This is a genomic window from Allotamlana fucoidanivorans, assembly GCF_006265225.1.
Lineage (GTDB): Bacteria > Bacteroidota > Bacteroidia > Flavobacteriales > Flavobacteriaceae > Allotamlana > Allotamlana fucoidanivorans.
Map to the genome: position 1 here is coordinate 76,369 of NZ_VDCS01000003.1, position 19,634 is coordinate 96,002.

A 19,634-nucleotide genomic window follows, 5' to 3' on the forward strand; every position below is an offset into this window, starting at 1 on the left:
AGAAAATTTTGAAGATTATTTAGTTCACATTTTTGAACTTTAAATTCAATGAAAGTTCAAAAAACTTCAATCGCAACCTTTATACTACTGTATTTTTGAAGTGAATATTTTCATTACTTATAATCTACATCAGATTTTTTTTAAACCTTAAACTATCACCCTCAATTAAACCATATATCTTATCCGTTTTTTTGTATTTTAAGAAAGGTATAGACTATATGAGTATAGGACTAATTGTAAATTAGTGTAAAACTTTTTGAAAAAAAATCTAATACATTTGTATCTCAATATAATGGTTAACTTCCTTTGAGAAGGATAATAAAATTGGACTATATTTCAATTTTATAGAATTAGACAACTAAATTAAAATCTTTCAAATAACAAAAATCAAAACTTTCTTATTTTAATTTTCTTAATCTTGATGAAGCCTCCAAATAGTAATAATCTGCATAATTTAAAGGAACATCTATTTCTTTTCCGTATGGTACAATGCCAGCGGAATGCATCAAAATAAAACCTTTGTTACTTCCATTTCTAGCTAAGTATGAATCAGAACTTAAGTTTTCCAAGATAATTTTCGCCCATTTCAAATATTCATTTGATTTGTTATCCTCTTGAACATATTTAATAAGCTCCAATAAGGCCGAAGCTGTAATTGCTGCAGCAGATGCATCTCTTGATGTTGATTCAGTAATATCTACATCATAATCCCAATAGGGTATAGAGTCATCGGGTAAATTAGGGTGATTCTTTATAAATTCGGCAATTTTAATAGCTTGATCCAAATAAATGGGATTTTTAGTGAACCTATACATAACGGTAAAACCATACAATCCCCATGCTTGACCTCTGGCCCAATCAGAATTATCAGCAAAACCTTGGTGAGTTGACTTACTTATAATTTCTCCAGATTCAATATCATAATCAACCACATGATACGAACTATTATCAGGCCTAAAATGATTTTCGATTGTCTTATTAGCATGCGATACAGCAACATCATGGTATATCGAGTCGCCCGACAACTCGGTGGCATGAAACAACAACTCTAAATTCATCATGTTATCAATAATTACGGGACATCTCCATTTGCCCTCTTCAAAATGAATTTTAGAATCCCAAGATTGAATGATACCAGCTTGAGGCCTGAAGCGTGTCAATAATGATTTAGCAGATTGAACAATTACTTCATCAAACTTATTTGAAGAATCAAATTTCATGGCATTACCAAAACTAGACTCCATCATAAAGCCTATATCATGATTTCCTGTGTAATATTTAACAGAATCTAATTTCAACGTATATTTCAAAGCTCTTTCCTTCCATTTATTCTGTCCTGTAAGATCGTATAAATACCAAAGTGAGCCTGCGTAAAAACCACTAGTCCAGTCATGACTGGATACAAATTTTATTTCATTATTCTCAATTGAACGTGGAATATATCTTTTTTTTGATTCTCTATTCTCCACAGAATCATACAGAATATCATACTGATTCGAAACAATTCCTATTATTTTATCTTCATTATTATTCGTAATAGCACCTTCATTACTATTGGATCTACTCTTATTGCAACTAAAAAAAAGAGTTGTTGTTAGGGTAAAAAATATAATTGTTCTTAATTTGAATATCATAATTCGTTTTATTTTTAATCTTTATTTTCCGAAACTTAAAATGATATCTAAATCAAATTGTTCCTGCTTCAAATTTAAGACAGGCTGGTATATACAAGACATAACTTTGGTTTCGTTTTAGCAGTAAGTAAGATACATCAAGATAAAAATTTCAATTTTCCTGACCAGAATACATTATGAATTCTTTACTTTATGACATTTTCTTTGAAAACGTACATCTAAAAATAAACTCGTTAAACTTGTAAGCTAACTTTACGAATAACAATTTAAGATGCGATAACATATACTCACCAGAGGTTTATAATGATTAACAAGAAAAAGGTAATAAACAATACTTAGTATCAGCAAATCACCTTTGCCATAAAAAATAGGTTTACGACTTAATTACAAATCATGAAAAAATACGCAAAGTATGGTGAAAATCTCATGGTATCAATTCTTCGCTCATACAGGCTGTAAACTAGACGCTACCTAATTTTTAAGCTGTTTTTATAAAGAAAACTTAAATTTATCCTTAACAATAAATTCTCATTTTTGAAACTTAAAAACCTATCTGAGCGATTGTCAATGAGATGTTAAATTTTATATATCCTAATAAGGGGCTATAACCTTGTATTAATTATATTATTAAACGCCGAACCAAATGTATAGGAAACACCAGTAGAGAAGCCTAAATCGAAATCTGTAGCAATTTGCTTCTGTTGCAACAATACATCCTCCAGTTTCGACAAACACTTGTATATCTGCAACATTGTCTCCGTCTTCATCGCCCCAGTCAATCATAACATCATGATCATGACCAAAAAATCCATCTTTGTTCTTATCAATTACAAGGCAATCAGAATCCGTATCTCCTTCCAAATCTCCTTTTTTCATATCATCATCATCATCAATCCATAAAACAGGAATATCACCATTTGTAAGAGTACGCAGAATATCCGGATCACCATCACCATCCAGGTCTTCATATTCAACCTTGGCATTTGTTGGTGGTAATGTAAAACGGAATGGTGTAATCAAGGTTTGGTGTCTTTTATTGGCCCATTGTCCATAAGAAGACCCTGTTATAATTAAACAAAAAAATACTATTATTTCTATGTGTTTCATATTCTATATTTCATTTCACAGATAATTATTTATATTTTATCGTACGTGTATTAATAATAATTTTATTCTACAAGCCAAGTCGGTATGCTGTCATTGACTTTCCATTTTTCTAAAGTTAGATCTATTTCGTCACCCTTCCAATCAGTTGAACCTACTGGTAGTCTCGGATTCTTAGGAATCCATTTTTTATGTTCATTAATTATATGCTTGTAATTTTCATATAAAGCTAAATTATTGCGTTCAGAAGGATCGATTTTCATATCATACAATTCTTGACTCCCATCTCGATATTGAATGTATTTATAATCCTTTGATCGAACCGCATAATTTTTATACCTCCAACTTATTAACACTGGAATATTCCAATCCATGCTAGGGTTAGCAATGAGTGGTTTTAAACTATTACCTTCAAGATGACTTGGTTCAGGTAATTCACACAAATCTACCAAAGTAGGATAAACATCTAATAAACTTACTGGATTAGAACAAGTTAATCCTTCATCCATCTCTGGCAATGAAATGTATAATGGTACTTTTGATGATTCATCCCATAAGCTCATTTTCCTGAAGTTTCTCTTTTCTCCTAAACTTTGACCATGGTCAGACCAAAGAACGATTATAGTATTACTTGAATATTCACTTTTTTCTAAAGCCCGAAGAACCCTTCCTATTTGATCGTCCACAAACGTTACACATGCCAGATACGAGTGTATTAGATGTTTCCAATAATCGACACCTAATTCATTTACAACCTGATAATCCCCTTTACCATTCACACCGTAATTGTAAATTATTGATTTACCAACTAATGGTATATTTTTTATTTCCTCACTCAGTGTTTCTGGAATTTTAATATCATCGATATTATATAAATCAAAGTACTTACTGGGAGCTGTATAAGGTACATGTGGTCTTACAAAACCAGCTGAAATAAAAAATGGCTTTTCATGTTTCTTATTAATTTTATCAATTGCATAATCAGCAATTAATTCATCATACATTTTACCTTGAGGAATATCTTCTTTATCCAATGGTCCACCACATAGAGAATGCCCAGTTTTTAAACTATTACCAAAAAAATTCTTTAATTGACTTCCACCCTTTGGAAAAGGGTAAAAAATATACCCGCCATAACCATCACCTCGATCATAATCTATTTGGCGCAATTTCTCTTTATAACTAGGAAGCACATCATTCCATAATGAATCCATTAAAAAAGGGTAATCTGTAACTCCTTTATGAAATATTTTTCCTGCACAGTAAGTATCATAACCGTTACTTTTAAAAAGAGCTGGTAACATTTTTTTTCCCGACATGATACTACTATATGATTTAACCATAGCATCATGATCTCGCACCAGACTATACCACCCAGTTGAAGTAGGGTGCATCCCACTTAGTAAAGCATTTCTAGATGCTACACAAACAGGCATAGGTGAATGGGCATTAGTAAATAACATTCCCTTTTCTGCTAGTCTATCCAAATTGGGGGTTATTGCTAATTCATGCCCCCCCATAACACCAACCCAGTCATTTAAATCGTCAACCGCTATAAAAAGAACATTAGGTTTAACTTTTATTTTTTTATTTGAGTCGCAGAAAACACAAAATATTATTAGCACAAATAATATTAATATTCTTATAGCAAATAATTTCATAGTATGCTTAATAAAGATTTAAAAAATAGTAATTTGAATATCAGTTTTTAGTAAAAACCAGATTGTACAAGAGTATGTTTTTATTCATCTTCAATTGAGTTTTCCAACAAAACCCATTAAGGTATTATTACAAACACTTTATCTTGAGATAGTTCCTAAGAGAACACCTGATTTTTTAATTATTAGATATTGCGAATATTTAATGTAATTTACCTTATTACTTCATAATCACCATGGCTTCCCTCAAAATATAAAACGTTGTCAGTTTTATCAGCTCTAATTGCAACGTGTAACACTTTACCATTTTTTTTAATCTGCCAAGTGCCTTCTTCAACATCAGTAATCAGGAATTTATAATTACCTTTTTCTTTTACAGAAAATGAAAAAGGCAAATCCATTTGAGATGACCTCTTGTTAAATAGTACAATTCGATCTTTTATTTGAACCCCAAAAACTTCATCACCTAAAATCTCTTTTACCTTATAGGTTTTATCTATTTCAGTATCCGTCACTTGCAGAACGTTTAAAAAATAATTCTCTTTAGCTGATTGTAACGGAGACACCTCTACTCTCCATGCTCCGCGATCATTAGCAGGGTCTGGTCTATCTCTTGGAATTGTTTCTAAATTTTCACCAAATACCCAAAACTCCTTACCAGGACCTCCAACTAGTTCTATTGATAGATTTTCCTTTTTGGGCAAGATTGTATTACAAATCAATTTTCCGCTCTCACCAAATAGCGTCCTGGAAATTGTTGTTTCAGTACCTCGGAGTGTAGGCTCTTCAATACTGTGTAACAACCAATATTTTTTGAAATCAGGATTTGAGGAAACTAACTTATCGAAAACTATAAGCCCAGCTGGTATAGAGTCTTCCTTAAAATTTAAAAAAACAAATGATCTTTTTGCTTCCTCTACCTTATCTGTATAGGCTGAAGCTATATCTCCTTTCAAATAAGTGTATTCCGGAGCATAGTTATCAGGTCCAAAACCATGTGCAATTATTTCTCCTGTTTTATACTCTTCTGTTAAAATATCAGCAAATGTATTTGGCGGTGTCCAAGCCTTACCAGGCATTCTTTGGCCTCCATCATTTCTACCATATTTTGTTTTATGAGCACCTCCATAATCCCAGGTTAAGAATTCCTCTTTTGGATCATAAACTAATAAGCTGTTATGAGCTATAGTTCGCTTAAAATAGTTTTTGTTGTGCGAATTATTATAGCCACTGATTCCGTCAGAAACACCTGAGTAAATTCCTGAATCAATTGCCAAAGGACCTTTATAGTATATCTGAAAAGAACCAGCATCTAAGTGTTGATGATTTCCAAAATGATATTCATTGATTTTCATTTCAGCTATTACAGCATTCTCGTCCCAACTTGTCCTAGCTACCATCCATCCAAATGGTGCATCAAAATATCTTGACAACGGTAGGTCATTTACTTCTCTTGTGCCTAGATCAACATCTCTCCATAAAAACTCAAAAAGCTTATTGTGAGAGGCTAGTGAAGGGTTATCTAGGTAAACTTTGTTAATAAATTCATCTTTATAATAACTTCCATTCAGTAAAGCCACTATACCCATTGCATTCGGTTTTTTCCTATAATAATTAGTATCTCCACTCGCTACAAATTGACCATCAGGCCTTGTTAAGTATAGAATATTGTATGGCACAAATTGTTGCGATGGGTGATAGAAATTTCCAGCTCCCATTCTATTGAAAATCCATTGCGCAAATAATTCATTAGCATGCCTAACATTATAATATGCCGTTCCTTGATGATGTGCATGGCCTTTGAAAAACCAATCTCTCGGTGGTTTAAACTCTTCATAAAGGAGTTTGGCAATTATATTATACATGTCTGGGTGCTCATCATAAATTGCTATTGATGTTGACAATAAGTCTCTCATAATCATCCATTCGGAAGGGTGCCCTACAATTAACCCCACTTTTCTTGGAGGGTAACCGCATTCCAGCATTTCTGCTAACCTCAAAAATTCTTTTATAAACGCCTCTTTTTCCGATTTAGTCAACAAATCATAACACCAGTCATATACTATTGCTCCCGATACCATTCTTCGGCCAATTCCTCTTGATAAATCGTTGCCTTCTTCTGGCCAATTACTCTTCTTTAGGTTTTTAAGGATATTTTTGATTGCCAATCTTCCAATGCTCTCCTTATCAGAGATTAAATACCTTAAGGCATCCAATTCTGCTTTTACAGGAATTCCTTTCTGATCTAAATAATAACGCCAATCCTTTTTTTCTGCCGATTCGTTATGCGAATCTTTAGACATGGCAACAAGATCATCCCAGACTTTAGATAATATAGGATCTTGCATTCTTTCTTTAAGCTCTGGAATATGTTCATTCCTCAAAAATAATCTAGGGTGTTCAGAGGGAGGTATAGGAATAGAAACACCTTCAATTGACTTCCATTTCAGACTAGACTCAATTTGACTATGCATTCTAAAACCCACAAATAGTGCTACAACAGCCGTTATAATTCGGGTAAATTTAATTGCCTGCATTTTGTAATTAAAACAAATCATATTTTTTAATTTTAGTTAGGATAAATAAATTTTCTTCCTGTTTTATTCTTCTTTATGCCATCTTTTTTTTCTTTTTCTGTAAATAGGTCAGTAATAGGTATATCGTTTAGATTTACCTGAATTGATCTTGCCCTTAATACTAACCCCTGATAACCTTGTTCATTCTTATTCTCCCCAAGCGCTATTTTTCTGAAAATGGGGGAATATTTTTTTAGTGATTTTTTTTGCTCAGGATACCAAGTAAGTGTTTCTAAAGAAGAGTATGCTGGATTAAAATTATTTCTAAAAAGATTTATTAATTTGTCAACCCCTAACTCAAAATTATCCATGTAACATATAGCTTCTGAAGCCATAGTGGCTACTTCCAGATCCTCATCCTCTATTGCTTTAATTAAGGACTTTGGAGCTATTTTTAGCTTGTTTGTTGAGCCTAAATGGCAAAAAGCTACGGTTGCCCAGTATCTCAATACTGCATATTCACTTTTCAAAAGGCGTAACAATTCAGGGATATCTTCATTTGAAGCCGATCCAGCTAATTCTGCAGAACTATATAAAAGCTCCAAAGGGAATTTAACATCTTTAACCCACTTGTAAAGCCCATTCTTTTTTTTAGTACGCATCTCCCTCGGAAAAAAACCCAAGTCATGCGTTTCTCTGACATGCTTCGCCATTTCTTCTCTTAAAAACTTCAGCTTTTCTTTGAAATTTGAATTATTAGCTAAGTTATTTAACTCCCACGGATCATTCTCCAAATCAAATAACATCTCATCTTCTTTAGGTTTATAAGGTATAAGCCAATCCTCATTTTTGCATATACCTGAGATTATGTAAGTATCCCATGCTTGATTTGCCGGCATACCCCATTGATATAAGTTCCTTAAACAAAAGGGTTTATGAGGTATATAATTTTTGATGTACTTAAATCGACCATCAGAAACTGTTCTGGACGGATCAAAATGATAGTTTTCTTGATTTGATCTAAATCCAAATTGTAGTTTCCTAGATTCTTCAACTTTTTTTCCAAGAAATGGAATACCTTCCATGAAATCTGGTATATTTACTCCAGCAATAGACAGAAAAGTAGGAGCGAAATCAACAAAACCAACGTTTCGCGTCTCAATATAGCCAGTCTTAATATCTAGTTTTTTTGCCCAAGCAGGTGGTATATATACTATCAGAGGTATTTTTAAACCACTTTCAAATGGGAAACCCTTACCCCTAGGTAAACAACCGCCATGATCACTAAAAAAGAAGATAATTGTGTTGCCATCTAGCCCCTTTAATTTCAAGTCGTTTAAGTAAGCATTTACCCATTGGTCCGACTCTTGAGAAGCTTTCAATTGAAAAGCCTCATCCGATCTCATTTCAGGTAAATCTGGAATATGTGGTGGCATATTAAGCTTATTAATATCAATACCATATTCTTTAAAGTCTGGCCTGCCCTCAATCGTAATTGTTCTAACTAATCCCATATGGGTAGCCGTAGTATTAAATACAGAAAAAAATGGCTGATTTGGTTTTCGATTTATGCTATTATAAGTTGCATTTGTACTACATTCATCCCATATACTTTTATTATCTAACTTTGTATTATAATCAGTTTTAACATTATTAGTGCAGAAATAACCAGCCTTTCTTAAATAATTTGGAAAAAAAATGTTCTCTGGGGTATCATAATCCTCTCTATGAATATCCATACCAAAACTGGTGGCATAACATCCTGTAATCAGCGTAGATCGTGCTGGTGAACAATGAGGTGCGTTAGAGCTTGCATTTGTATATTTTATTCCTTTTAAGGCAAGGGCGTCAATGTTTGGAGTATTTATATCTTTGTTGCCATAACACCCAAATTGATAACTACTGGTATCCTCAATCACTAAGCAAAGTATATTAGGCTTTGTTTGAATACTGTGTTGCCCTGACACACATGTACTAATAGCACAAAGACTTAAAAACATAATTAATTTGGGCAATGACATAAATTCTTTCAAGATTAAATATTTTTCATCTTTGATTTTTTGAAAACATTTAGAATAATTTTAGTTTATTTCCCCTACTTGCCTATTATACCAAATATAATCCTGACCAAACCTAGATTTTGTTCATTACTTTTAGTCGGTGTAATCATATTCTTCTTTTAAGCCAAGAACCTCGATAGCTTTCAAACTTGGCTTTGGGTACTTATCTCCTTCCATGAAATATTGCACATTATCCCAATCAAAATTGACATCTGTCTCCCTTGGGTCTCCAGTTTTCACGAGATAATCAGTTAATTTATTTGATAGTTCCTCTTTAATTTTAGCATATTTAGGATTACCTGCCACATTATTTATTTGTTCTGGATCATTCTTAAGATCGAATAATTCTTCATAAGGTCTTTTTGAGAATGCCAAATCAAAATATGGTTTAATTTCATCTTTGTTCTGGTGTTCTAAAATATAGAATTTAGTAGCGCAAGGATATTGTAACATATGGGCATCTACATCTCCATATAACGGAGGGTCACCGGCTGGCCAACGATCAGACTCATAATTCCGAATATATAAATAGTCATCAGTGCGTATTGCTCGCCCTGGATAGCCCAGACCATTTTTGCGAACAAAAGCATGGCGTTCTCTTGCCATAACAAAAAAATCTCTTTCTTCCTCTATTCTTCCTTCGTCATTAGAAGTGAGAATAGGGAGTAGACTTTTGGCCGTCATTTCCTCAGGAACTTTAATACCTGCAAGTTCTAAAAATGTAGGAGCAAAATCATTTAAACTAACAAAATCAGTAATTTCCCTTCCTCCTTTATAGTGTTTTGGCCATGATATAATTAATGGAATTTTAGTTCCTGCATCATACAAATTAGCTAACCCTCTTGGCATTTGCCAACCATTGTCACTACAAATTATAACTATTGTGTTTTCAAGCTCCCCCATTTCTCCAACAAGCGCTAAATAAGAAGCAACTTCCTTATCAAAAAGCTGAATCTCGTTATAATAATCCGCAATATCTTTTCTTACTTCTTCCGAGTCTGGGAGGTAAGATGGAACTTTTATTTTAGACAAGTCTAAACCAGATTTTTTCCATCCATTTCTTCTAAATGGTCTATGCGGGTCTCTACTGCTATACCAATACATCCATGGTTGTCCTTTTTCAATCTCGTTATAAAACTCTTCAAAAGAATCATATCTTTCGCCTCCAGGGTTATACTCCCACCCATTTTCTGAAGCATTACCTGGTCCCCAGCCTTTTCCCTCAATCCCTACATGATAACCAGCTTCAGACATAAGTTTTGTATATACCTTCTCCTTAGGGAAACTTGCCCAGAGATTTGCCCCCTCTCCTAGTCTCCATACATCCTGCCCTGTTAACATTGCTGCTCGAGCTGGTGAACATGAAGGTGAAGCACAATAAGCATTTTCAAACTGTACTCCTTTATTCGCCACTGCGTCAATATTCGGTGTTTTGAGAACCTCGTTACCGTAAGCTCCTAAATGATTCCACGAATGATTGTCACTCATTAAAATGAGGATGTTTGGTTTTTTGGAATTTTTGCGTTTTTTAGTTTCTTTTTCACAAGAAATTAACTGAAAAACTAATCCCATTAACAAAACTATTTTTAAGCATTTTTTTTTGTTCATTATATTATATTACGAATTAAATTTTTTGAACTAGAAACATATGGTCATATACTTTAATTGAGAATTTTTAAAAAGATATTTATTTAGACCCTATAGTTTTATTATTTACGAGTGGTTTTGCCCAAATCCCAATTGAAAAAATATATGCGAGAGTCATATAATTAAAAATCATTCCAAACCTTAGATCAAGAACTTCACTTAACCCTCCAATTATAAAAGGTACTATTGCACCACCAACTATACCTGTACATAAAATCCCCGCAAATGAACCATGATATTTATCGACAGAATTTAATGCTAAAGAAAAAATTACAGACCACATTATAGATGCAAAAAATCCAACTGCAGGAAAAGAAAGAATTGCCATTTGTTTATTACCAAAAAGTGCGAGAGTTAAACTCAAAAAGGCGAAAAAGGAAAAGATTATCAAAACTTTTTTACTGTCTAAGAATTTTAATATTACCAGTCCTAAGAAACAGCCAACAGTTAGGAAGCCCCAAAAGTTTCCTACTACGGCTGCTCCAGTTGTTTCAGAGTCAACCTTGTGATAGACTTCCAAAAATTGTGAAATCCAGAAAGAAACACCTTGCTCAAATCCAACATAGCAAAATATACCTATGAAAAAAGCTATTACCGTTCTGTTCTTAGTTAAATTTTTAAAAACTTCCAGACCTCCAATTTTCTCATTGTCTTCTAATTCAACGTTGGGAAAGTTTACAAACAACACTACGACCACCATAATAAATGCAACAGCAGCAAAAATCCAGTAAATTACTACCCAACTCATATTTTCAGAAACAAAGCCCGATAAGAACAAGATGAATTTATCAGATGTACTTTTGTCACCAAGATGCTCCATGAGATATACGAAAAGGTAGGGTCCCACCACTCCAGCTACACCGAAAAACAGTTGCCCAAGCACCGAGTAGAAAGCGAAATTTTCCTTGCCTCCAGCCTCTCTTAAAAGCGGATTAATAGCAACTTGCAGCATAGCCATTCCCGTACCAATTAAGAACAAGGAAAAGAGAAAAAGGCCATAAGTTGGAAAAATAGCAAAACTAAAAGAACCAGTACATGCTAAAATAAAACCTGAAAGAATAATTTTCTTTTCTTTATATTTTTCAACAAGTATTCCTGCTGGAATAGACATAATACCATATGCAGAAAAGAAGGCTAATGTCATAAATCCCATGGAAGAAAATTCTAGATTAAAACTTTCTTTAATATTTGGGTTGATAGCGCCCAAAATATTAGTTAGAAAAGATATTACAAAAAATACCAGTAAAACCAATCCAACTATTAAGTATCTATTTTTCATCTTTTGTCTGTATTTTTTTAAATGCAAATAAGCCCGCTCCAAAAAAACCTGCTTTATTTCCTAATTTAGCCACTTGAATATCAACACCATTGTAAGACTCTTTTAAGGCATTTTCTTTAGTATACCTTTTAATCTTATCAATAAAAAAACTGCCGGCTTGTGATACCCCTCCTCCAATTATTATTCTTTTGGGATTAAAAATATTTACGTATCCAGCAAGTCCAACACCTATGTACTGTGTAATCCGATCTATTATCTCTATTGCAATAGGATCCTTCTTAAAATATTTATCTACAATGTATTCACCATTAATATTGTCTGAGGCTTTCAAAGCAACCTTTTCATACTCTCTAACCATAGCTGAGGTTGAAGCAATATCTTCCCAATAGCTTCTTTGTCCATCAACAACAATAGGTAACAAACCTAATTCTCCTCCCAATCCGTAATGACCATTAAACAGTTCGCCATTAATAAAAATAGCACCTCCAATACCTGTTCCTAGAGTTATAAATAACATTGAGTCATGTTGATAATTTGGCGCTAGTGTAAACTCTCCTAACCCCATCATATCAGCATCATTTGCAATAAAAGTTTTAATCCCTGTTCTTATTGATAGAATTTTTCCAAGAGGAATATTGCTCCACCCCTTGATATTATTAGCTCCTCCAACAACTATGTTACTTTTCTCTACCAATCCTGGTGTACCTAGACCTATCGACACCACACCTAACTCCAATTCTTTTGATTTTTTAACAGCCTCTTGTATTGAATCTAAAATATTGTCCACAACTTCACTTGCAGACACACTTGCTTTAGAAGGCTTTGAAGCACTCCACAAAATTTCTTTGTCCTCATTAATTAATCCATACTTGATGGCAGTCCCCCCCAAATCAACACCAATTACAGCATTTTTGATCATTTTAAAATTTAATGTTTATAGCAAAGGTGGGGGTTCTGCATTCAATACAACTGCATAAATGTTACTTATCAACCGTACGCATGTTACATTAGCAAGAAAAAGCTAGTTTGACCATTGAAACTAATATCTTAATTAGAGCTTCTACAAAAGAAATTAAACGTAGTGGTTTTATAACGAAAACCGAACTACATTAAAGCTTAATAGAATTAAACATTTAAGCACCAATGAAGCAAGATTAGATCTAAACCCATGAATGGACATCGTTAAAAGTACTTTATCAAGCTAAATCCATCATCATTATTATGAGTTAATTTCCATATTTATCTAAATGACAAATAACCGTTGTTATTTTTAAGAAAACCCTGTCAATTCTCATGAATTTTGTGATTAAAATGAGTAAAGCCTGTATTGCGAATAAGGTCTTTAGCACCAAAATGGTTCTCGAAACATTTTTTACTAAAGAATCACTAGAACTGATAAGTTGATTTATCTTTTACTTTAAAATGCACATAAGGACTGCTAAATTTAAACAATTTGTTTTCTTTCAATTTGCAATATTAGCCGACAATTAACCCATGTAACCGTAAGTAGTGATTTCTGAAACAATTAAAAGTTTACATGTCTAAAATTAGAGGTACATTTGATTCCACATTCTTATTGTGGTTTTAGGGTTTACCGAGATTCTTCCGAGTAGATTAATCAACCGAACAAAAAAATCATCTCTTAAGACTTAATAATACTAAACAATATCATATAAATCTTCTAAAGTGAATTTAAACAAGTTATCCATAAAGTTAATTTTAAGAATTACGTTTCTTCTTGGCATGATTTTGATTGTTAGTTGCTTAAAAAAACCGAAAGCCAAAGAGGCAAAACAGCATAATATTCTTTTTATTGCCATCGATGATTTAAGACCTGATCTTGGAATATATAATAATACAGTCGTAAAGTCCCCAAACTTAGACGCAATAGGAAATGAGGGGGTAGTATTTAATAATCATTTTGTTACTGCTCCTACTTGCGGTGCATCCAGAGCTGGGTTATTAACAGGCCTACTCCCTAGAGACTCAATAGACATTACAAATGAAGTTTTTAGTGAAAAAATAGCTAAACAAAAAGATAGCCCAAAAACTGAATCATTTGTTCATTTTCTGAGACAAAAGGGATATTATACAGTTGGTGTTGGTAAAATAAGTCACTCTCCTGATGGTTTGATTTATGGTTACGGGGATGAAATAGGTACTGAATGGGAGCTACCAAAAAGTTGGGATGAAATGTTGCTGGATTTAGGTAATTGGGGAACTGGATGGAATAGTTTCTTTGCTTATAGTGGAGGTAAAAATAGAACAGACGAAAACAAGAATTTAAAGCCTTATGAAAAGGCAAATGTTTCAGACGAAGGATATCCCGATGGCTTAATTTTAAAAACTGCCTTGAAAAAATTGAATGAACTTTCTGAAAAAAAAGAACCATTCTTTCTTGGCGTTGGTTTTTTCAAACCACACCTGCCTTTTAATTCGCCCAAGAAGTACTGGGATTTATATGACCGTAATCAAATAAAAACTTCTCCCAATCCCGAAATACCAAAAAATGTTAATTTAAAAAGTCTACATTCCAGTCATGAGCTAAATCAATACAAAAAAGGAGAAGAAAAAGCCTCACTTCAAAAACCTTTATCCGAACATTACTCCAAAAAGCTAATTCATGCCTATTATGCTTCTATTAGTTACATTGATAATCAGGTTGGAAAGCTAATGACCGAACTTGAACAATTAGGGCTTTCTGATAATACGATTATTATACTTTGGGGGGATCATGGTTGGCATTTAGGTGACCATAGGATATGGGGAAAACATACATTATTTGAGAGGTCACTTAAAAGCACTTTTATTATTAAAGCCCCTCAAATCAAGAAAGGGTCTAAAGTAAATGAAATTGTTAGCAGTATTGATTTGTATCCTACTTTAATGGAGCTTTGTGGATTTTCAAAACCTAATCGTCTTGACGGTCAAAGTTTAGTTCCTCTTCTTAAATTTCAATCTCCTGATTGGTCGAACGTTGCCTATAGTTATTATAACCGTGGTATTAGTGTAAGAAATGAACGTTTTAGGCTCACAAAATACTTTAGAGAAAATGAGGAAGAACCGAATATTGAACTATACGACCATATTAATGACCCAAATGAGACAACCAATATTGCTAAACAGGAGCCTATGATAGTTCAAAAACTATTGAAGTTGATTGATCAAGGTGATTTCGGTATATATAAAAATAAAAATTAGTTGATTATGGCATCACAAATGGAATTGGCAGAGTTGGAATTGGTTGACAGAGAACATCCAAATTCGCAGACTGTTGCAGTTTTAGAAGCACCTTATGATATATCAATAGCCTATGCGAAAATACCTAAACCCAATAGAGATGAAATATGTATACAAATAAAATACGTTGGCATATGTGGTTCAGACCTAGAAACTTATCGCGGTTCAAGAAAACCAGAATATTTATCAATGCCAACAAGATTAGGTCATGAAGTTTCAGGCATAGTTTGCGAAGTTGGGGAAAATGTTAAAGGTCTCCAAATAGGTGATAAAGTAGCGTGTAGATATGTTTGGGGTGCTTTTGCTGAATATATAGTATGTAAACCTTTTAATGTAATAAAACTTCCTTTATCGTTCCCAATGAAGGAAATCAGCCTTATCGAAGTTTTACCGGGTATTATCCATACCGCAGAACTTGCGGAAATTACTGAAAACAAGAATGTCCTAATTATGGGGCAAGGTGTAAGCGGATTGATTATGACCCAAGTCATAAGTTTATATAACCCTAAAAATCTCGTCGTTACCGATTTAAACATTAAAAAATTAAAATTAGCTCAATCTTATGGTGCCACACATACATTTAAAATTCCAAATGAATATACTTCAACTATGGATATAGTTGGAGAAGTATTTCCTGAAGGATTCGATATAGTAATACCTTGCCTATTGGATGGTGATGGAATGGTGGATGCAATTGATACTGTCGCTTTTAGTGGTAAAATAGTTATGTACGGATGTATTGGAATTTGTAATAAATCGATTGATTTTTTTAAGGTGCATAGAAAAAGAATAAATATATATTCTACAGAACCTAGAACGGATAATCAAATGCGAAAATATTTTCATGAGGGTGTACAATTGGTTTTGGACGGACTTATAAACACATCAGAAATGGTAACAAATATTTTCTCATTAGCTGATCTCAAAAAAGCTTTTGAGTTGAGAGATAATAAAAATGATAAAGAGGCAATTCATGTATTGATTGACTGTGATATGAAAAATAAAAAAGAGTTTTAAAAACAATAATAACTAATCATTAATTATAATGGAATGAAGAAAAACATCAAACTCTTACTTATTTTATCTTTGGTAATGTTTATCTATAATTGTGATAAACAACCAGCCCAAAATAGCACAAAAAGTATAGGTCAAGACTTTAATTTGGTAAAAGGAAAAGTAGACTTCTCAAATAGTAAACAAGAGTTCTACCACTTTTGGAAAAGCACTGGGTATTCGCCTGGAAGTGTCTTGATGCGAAAAGATATGCAACAAACTATGAATTATCTAAGGTCTGTAAACAACTCAGGAATAGTTTACAGTAGACCCCATTACTTATTAAATCTCATTGGAACAAAGGGTTTAGGTACGAAAAACGTTGTTTATGATTGGACACTTTTGGACAAATCGTTAGATGTTCTGGTTGCAAACAATCAAAAATTAATTTTCGAACTTATGGGCTTGTTTAATGGAAAACTTGAAGAGCACCAGATTCGCTACGATAAAGAAGGAACTTATAAAGTAGACTACGAGGATTATTTTAATGATTTTAAAAATCATAATCAATTATTGGCTTGGAAAAGACTTGTAAAAGACTTAGCAGTACATCTTATTGAAAGATATGGTAAGGAAGAAGTTAGATCGTGGTATTTTGAAACTACTAATGAACCCAATATAGAGCATTTTTGGCCATATGATACAGTTAGTTTTTCAAATTACTATGATGCGTGTTCAGAAGGATTAAAAGAGGCTGATCCTCAACTAAGATTCGGAGGTCCTGGAACATCTGAAGGTGGATTAGGAGAGATGTTCAATTCTATTCTAGAACACTGTGACACAGGAACAAACTATTTTACTGGCGAAAAAGGAGTCAGGCTTGATTTCATTTCTGTACATGTCAAACAATTACCGCAAGATATGGTGGATAAAGAAAAAAAAGTTATTGATTACATACGAGAAAATCATCCAAAATTTATTGACAAACCTTTTGTTAATGATGAAGCGGATCCATTGGTTGGGTGGAGTCGAGATTTTTATTGGCGTTCTGGTCCCTGGTATGCCAGTTTTGTAGCTCAAAGCGTAGATCTTCACCAGAAAATACTTGTAGAGAAAAATAACGTCAACTATTCAATTTTAAGCAATGATAATGGGTTTATGGGAGACTGGAAACATAGAACTCACTTTGCAAGATTTAGTAATCCTTTTAACGAAAACAATTTCTCCCTAATCAAAAAGCCTGTTTTTACTGTAATGAGTTTGTTGTCTAGACTAGGCAATCAAAGTTTAAATGTAGGTTATTCTACAAAAAAGGGCAATAACTTAGGAGTGATACCTACAATAAAAGGAAATGACTTTATTGGTGTATTAATTTACAACAAACCAGAAGTAAAAATTAATTACAACGGAGAACCTCGCCCATGGATTACTGATGACGAAAAAAAAATAATTCAAAAACAAGGAATAAATTTAAAACTAGAACTGGTTAACCTCCCTTTCAAATCAGGAAAAATGGTGCATTATAGACTTGATGAAAACCATGGAAATCCTTTTGAAAAATGGATAGAACAAGGTGGCCCTTCCTTTCCAACTTCAGATCAAATAAAAAATATTAAGAGATTCCAAGAACCTGCAGTATACGAACCGATAGTATCCTTCGAATCAAACAATAGAAATCTTGATTTAGAAGTTACTATGCCACCTTCATCAGTTAGTTTAATTCTTATCTCTGGATCCCATAAGAATCAAATAAATAAAGTTAAAAAACCCACTTTAAAAAAATACAACAGTTTCCAAGGAGAAACTGATATTATGATACAATGGCATGACATTGAAAACGATGATTTGTTGAGCTATGAGATTTCTTTTGCAGAAAACGATAGTGACAATTTTAAAATTGTTAGTGCTGGAAATTTAATTGATTGTGCTTACGTACATACATGGAAACCCGAAACCGTTAAAGGTAGATATAAGATTAGAGCAATCGATATATGGGGTAATGTGGGATTATGGTCCGATGAAACACAAATTAACTTTTAAACTTAAACGCAAAATGAATTTTAAAAACAATAATATAATTTCAATTTTAGTACTGCATTTTTCAGTGCTTTTATCACTTTTTTCCTGTAGTAACAAAAATTCTAAAAGTGCTAATAGTCATAATCCTCCAAATGTGATTATAATTTATACAGACGACCAAGGATACGCTGATATAAATTGTTACGGCTCTGAAAATTTAACCACTCCGAATTTGGACAAAATGGCAAAAGAAGGTGTGATGTTAAGTAACTTCCATGTTGCGCAACCAGTTTGTTCAGCCTCAAGAGCTTCACTGCTCACTGGTTGTTATTCAAACAGAATAGGTATTCATGGTGCCTTATTTCCAAATTCAGAGATAGGGTTAAATCCTGATGAAACTACTATTGCTGAAATGTTAAAACCAAAAGGATATAATACAGCAATATATGGTAAATGGCACTTAGGGGACACTGAGGATTTCATGCCAAATAATAATGGATTTGATGACTATTTCGGAATACCATATTCAAATGATATGTGGCCTCTCCACCCATGGCAAGATAAGTTTAAATTCCCTCCATTACCGCTATATCAAAACCATAAAATAATAGATACCTTAACAAATCAGTCAAACCTTACCAAAGTTTTAACCCAAAAAAGCTTAGATTTTATTAAAATCAACAAAAACAATCCATTCTTTTTGTATTTGGCGCATCCACAGCCACATGTACCATTGTTCGTATCGGATGCTTTTAAAGGAAAATCAAAAGCAGGGCTTTATGGAGATGTCATTATGGAACTAGATTGGTCTGTAGGAGAAATATTAAATGAATTAAAAAAACAAGGTATTGATGAAAATACCCTAGTTATTTTTGCCTCTGATAACGGACCGTGGCTTTCCTATGGAGAGCATGCTGGTTCTGCTGGGAAATTAAGAGAAGGTAAAGGAACTGTATGGGAGGGGGGAACTAGAGTACCATGTCTCATAAGAATGCCTTCTACAATTCCTTCTGGAAAAATAGTTTCCACTCCGGTAATGAATATTGATATATTACCTACAATAGGAAGAATTACCGGTGCAGAATTACCTAAAAATGAAATTGACGGTAAAGATATAATGGATGTTTTAACAGGTCAAACTAAACAGCCTGTTCATGAGGCTTATTATTTTTATTACAAAGAAAATGAACTACAAGGAATATTATCTGGGAAATGGAAGATGTACTTCCCGCATAACTATAGATCTTTAAATGGGCGAAAGGGTGGAACAGAAGGCACCCCCTCGCCTTATGAAAGTATAGAAATTCAAAATATTGAACTATACAACCTAGAAAGCGATGTATCAGAAAAAATGAATGTAGCTGAGCATTATCCAAAAGTTGTTGATAAACTTATGAAATTGGCTCAAGACAAAAGAATGGAGTTAGGCGATAACCTTTTTGGGTTTAAAGGCAAAGATAACAGACCTGCGGGTATAAAATAAT

General features: G+C 33.2%; 12 protein-coding genes. 4 read left to right on the plus strand and 8 right to left on the minus strand.

Annotation, left to right across the window (positions count from 1 at the left end; translation table 11 throughout):
- Positions 1–398: 398 nt before the first annotated feature.
- The 8 genes from FGF67_RS03290 to FGF67_RS03325 form a co-directional block, all read right to left on the minus strand.
- Complete coding sequence (locus tag FGF67_RS03290) at positions 399–1,634, minus strand: glycoside hydrolase family 88 protein (RefSeq protein ID WP_139695048.1); 1,236 nt, start codon at positions 1,632–1,634, stop codon at positions 399–401.
- Between the two features lie 627 nt (positions 1,635–2,261).
- Positions 2,262–2,741: a hypothetical protein gene (locus FGF67_RS03295; protein ID WP_139695049.1), complete on the minus strand. Its 480-nt coding sequence runs from the start codon at positions 2,739–2,741 to the stop codon at positions 2,262–2,264.
- Between the two features lie 62 nt (positions 2,742–2,803).
- Entirely contained in the window at positions 2,804–4,363 is a 1,560-nt protein-coding gene (locus FGF67_RS03300) for a sulfatase (RefSeq protein ID WP_158293170.1), read from the minus strand.
- 245 nt (positions 4,364–4,608) lie between these two features.
- Positions 4,609–6,933 (minus strand): heparin/heparin-sulfate lyase HepB, encoded by a 2,325-nt coding sequence (gene hepB / locus FGF67_RS03305; RefSeq protein WP_139695051.1) that lies wholly within the window; start codon positions 6,931–6,933, stop codon positions 4,609–4,611.
- A gap of 32 nt (positions 6,934–6,965) precedes the next feature.
- The gene (locus tag FGF67_RS03310; protein WP_139695052.1) at positions 6,966–8,945 is read right to left on the minus strand and encodes a sulfatase family protein; all 1,980 of its coding nucleotides are present in this window, start codon (positions 8,943–8,945) and stop codon (positions 6,966–6,968) included.
- 120 nt (positions 8,946–9,065) lie between these two features.
- The gene (locus FGF67_RS03315) at positions 9,066–10,544 is read right to left on the minus strand and encodes a sulfatase family protein (RefSeq protein WP_199240645.1); all 1,479 of its coding nucleotides are present in this window, start codon (positions 10,542–10,544) and stop codon (positions 9,066–9,068) included.
- 115 nt (positions 10,545–10,659) lie between these two features.
- Complete coding sequence (locus tag FGF67_RS03320) at positions 10,660–11,898, minus strand: MFS transporter (protein ID WP_139695054.1); 1,239 nt, start codon at positions 11,896–11,898, stop codon at positions 10,660–10,662.
- The gene (locus tag FGF67_RS03325) at positions 11,888–12,817 is read right to left on the minus strand and encodes an ROK family protein (protein ID WP_139695055.1); all 930 of its coding nucleotides are present in this window, start codon (positions 12,815–12,817) and stop codon (positions 11,888–11,890) included. The genes FGF67_RS03320 and FGF67_RS03325 overlap by 11 nt, the downstream gene beginning before the upstream one ends.
- A gap of 767 nt (positions 12,818–13,584) precedes the next feature.
- Between FGF67_RS03325 and FGF67_RS03330 the strand changes: the two genes are divergently transcribed.
- From FGF67_RS03330 to FGF67_RS03345, 4 genes are read left to right on the plus strand one after another with little or no spacing between them, the layout of a single operon-like run.
- Positions 13,585–15,099, plus strand: coding sequence for a sulfatase (locus tag FGF67_RS03330; RefSeq protein ID WP_199240646.1), 1,515 nt, complete (start codon positions 13,585–13,587; stop codon positions 15,097–15,099).
- A 6-nt stretch (positions 15,100–15,105) separates the two neighbouring features.
- Positions 15,106–16,155 carry a zinc-dependent alcohol dehydrogenase gene (locus FGF67_RS03335; RefSeq protein WP_139695056.1) on the plus strand — a complete coding sequence of 350 codons (1,050 nt, stop codon included), beginning with the start codon at positions 15,106–15,108 and terminating at the stop codon, positions 16,153–16,155.
- Positions 16,156–16,188: 33 nt separating this feature from the next.
- Positions 16,189–18,171: a GH39 family glycosyl hydrolase gene (locus tag FGF67_RS03340; protein WP_139695057.1), complete on the plus strand. Its 1,983-nt coding sequence runs from the start codon at positions 16,189–16,191 to the stop codon at positions 18,169–18,171.
- 13 nt (positions 18,172–18,184) lie between these two features.
- Positions 18,185–19,633 (plus strand): sulfatase family protein, encoded by a 1,449-nt coding sequence (locus FGF67_RS03345; RefSeq protein WP_139695058.1) that lies wholly within the window; start codon positions 18,185–18,187, stop codon positions 19,631–19,633.
- The last annotated feature ends 1 nt before the right edge of the window (position 19,634 follow it).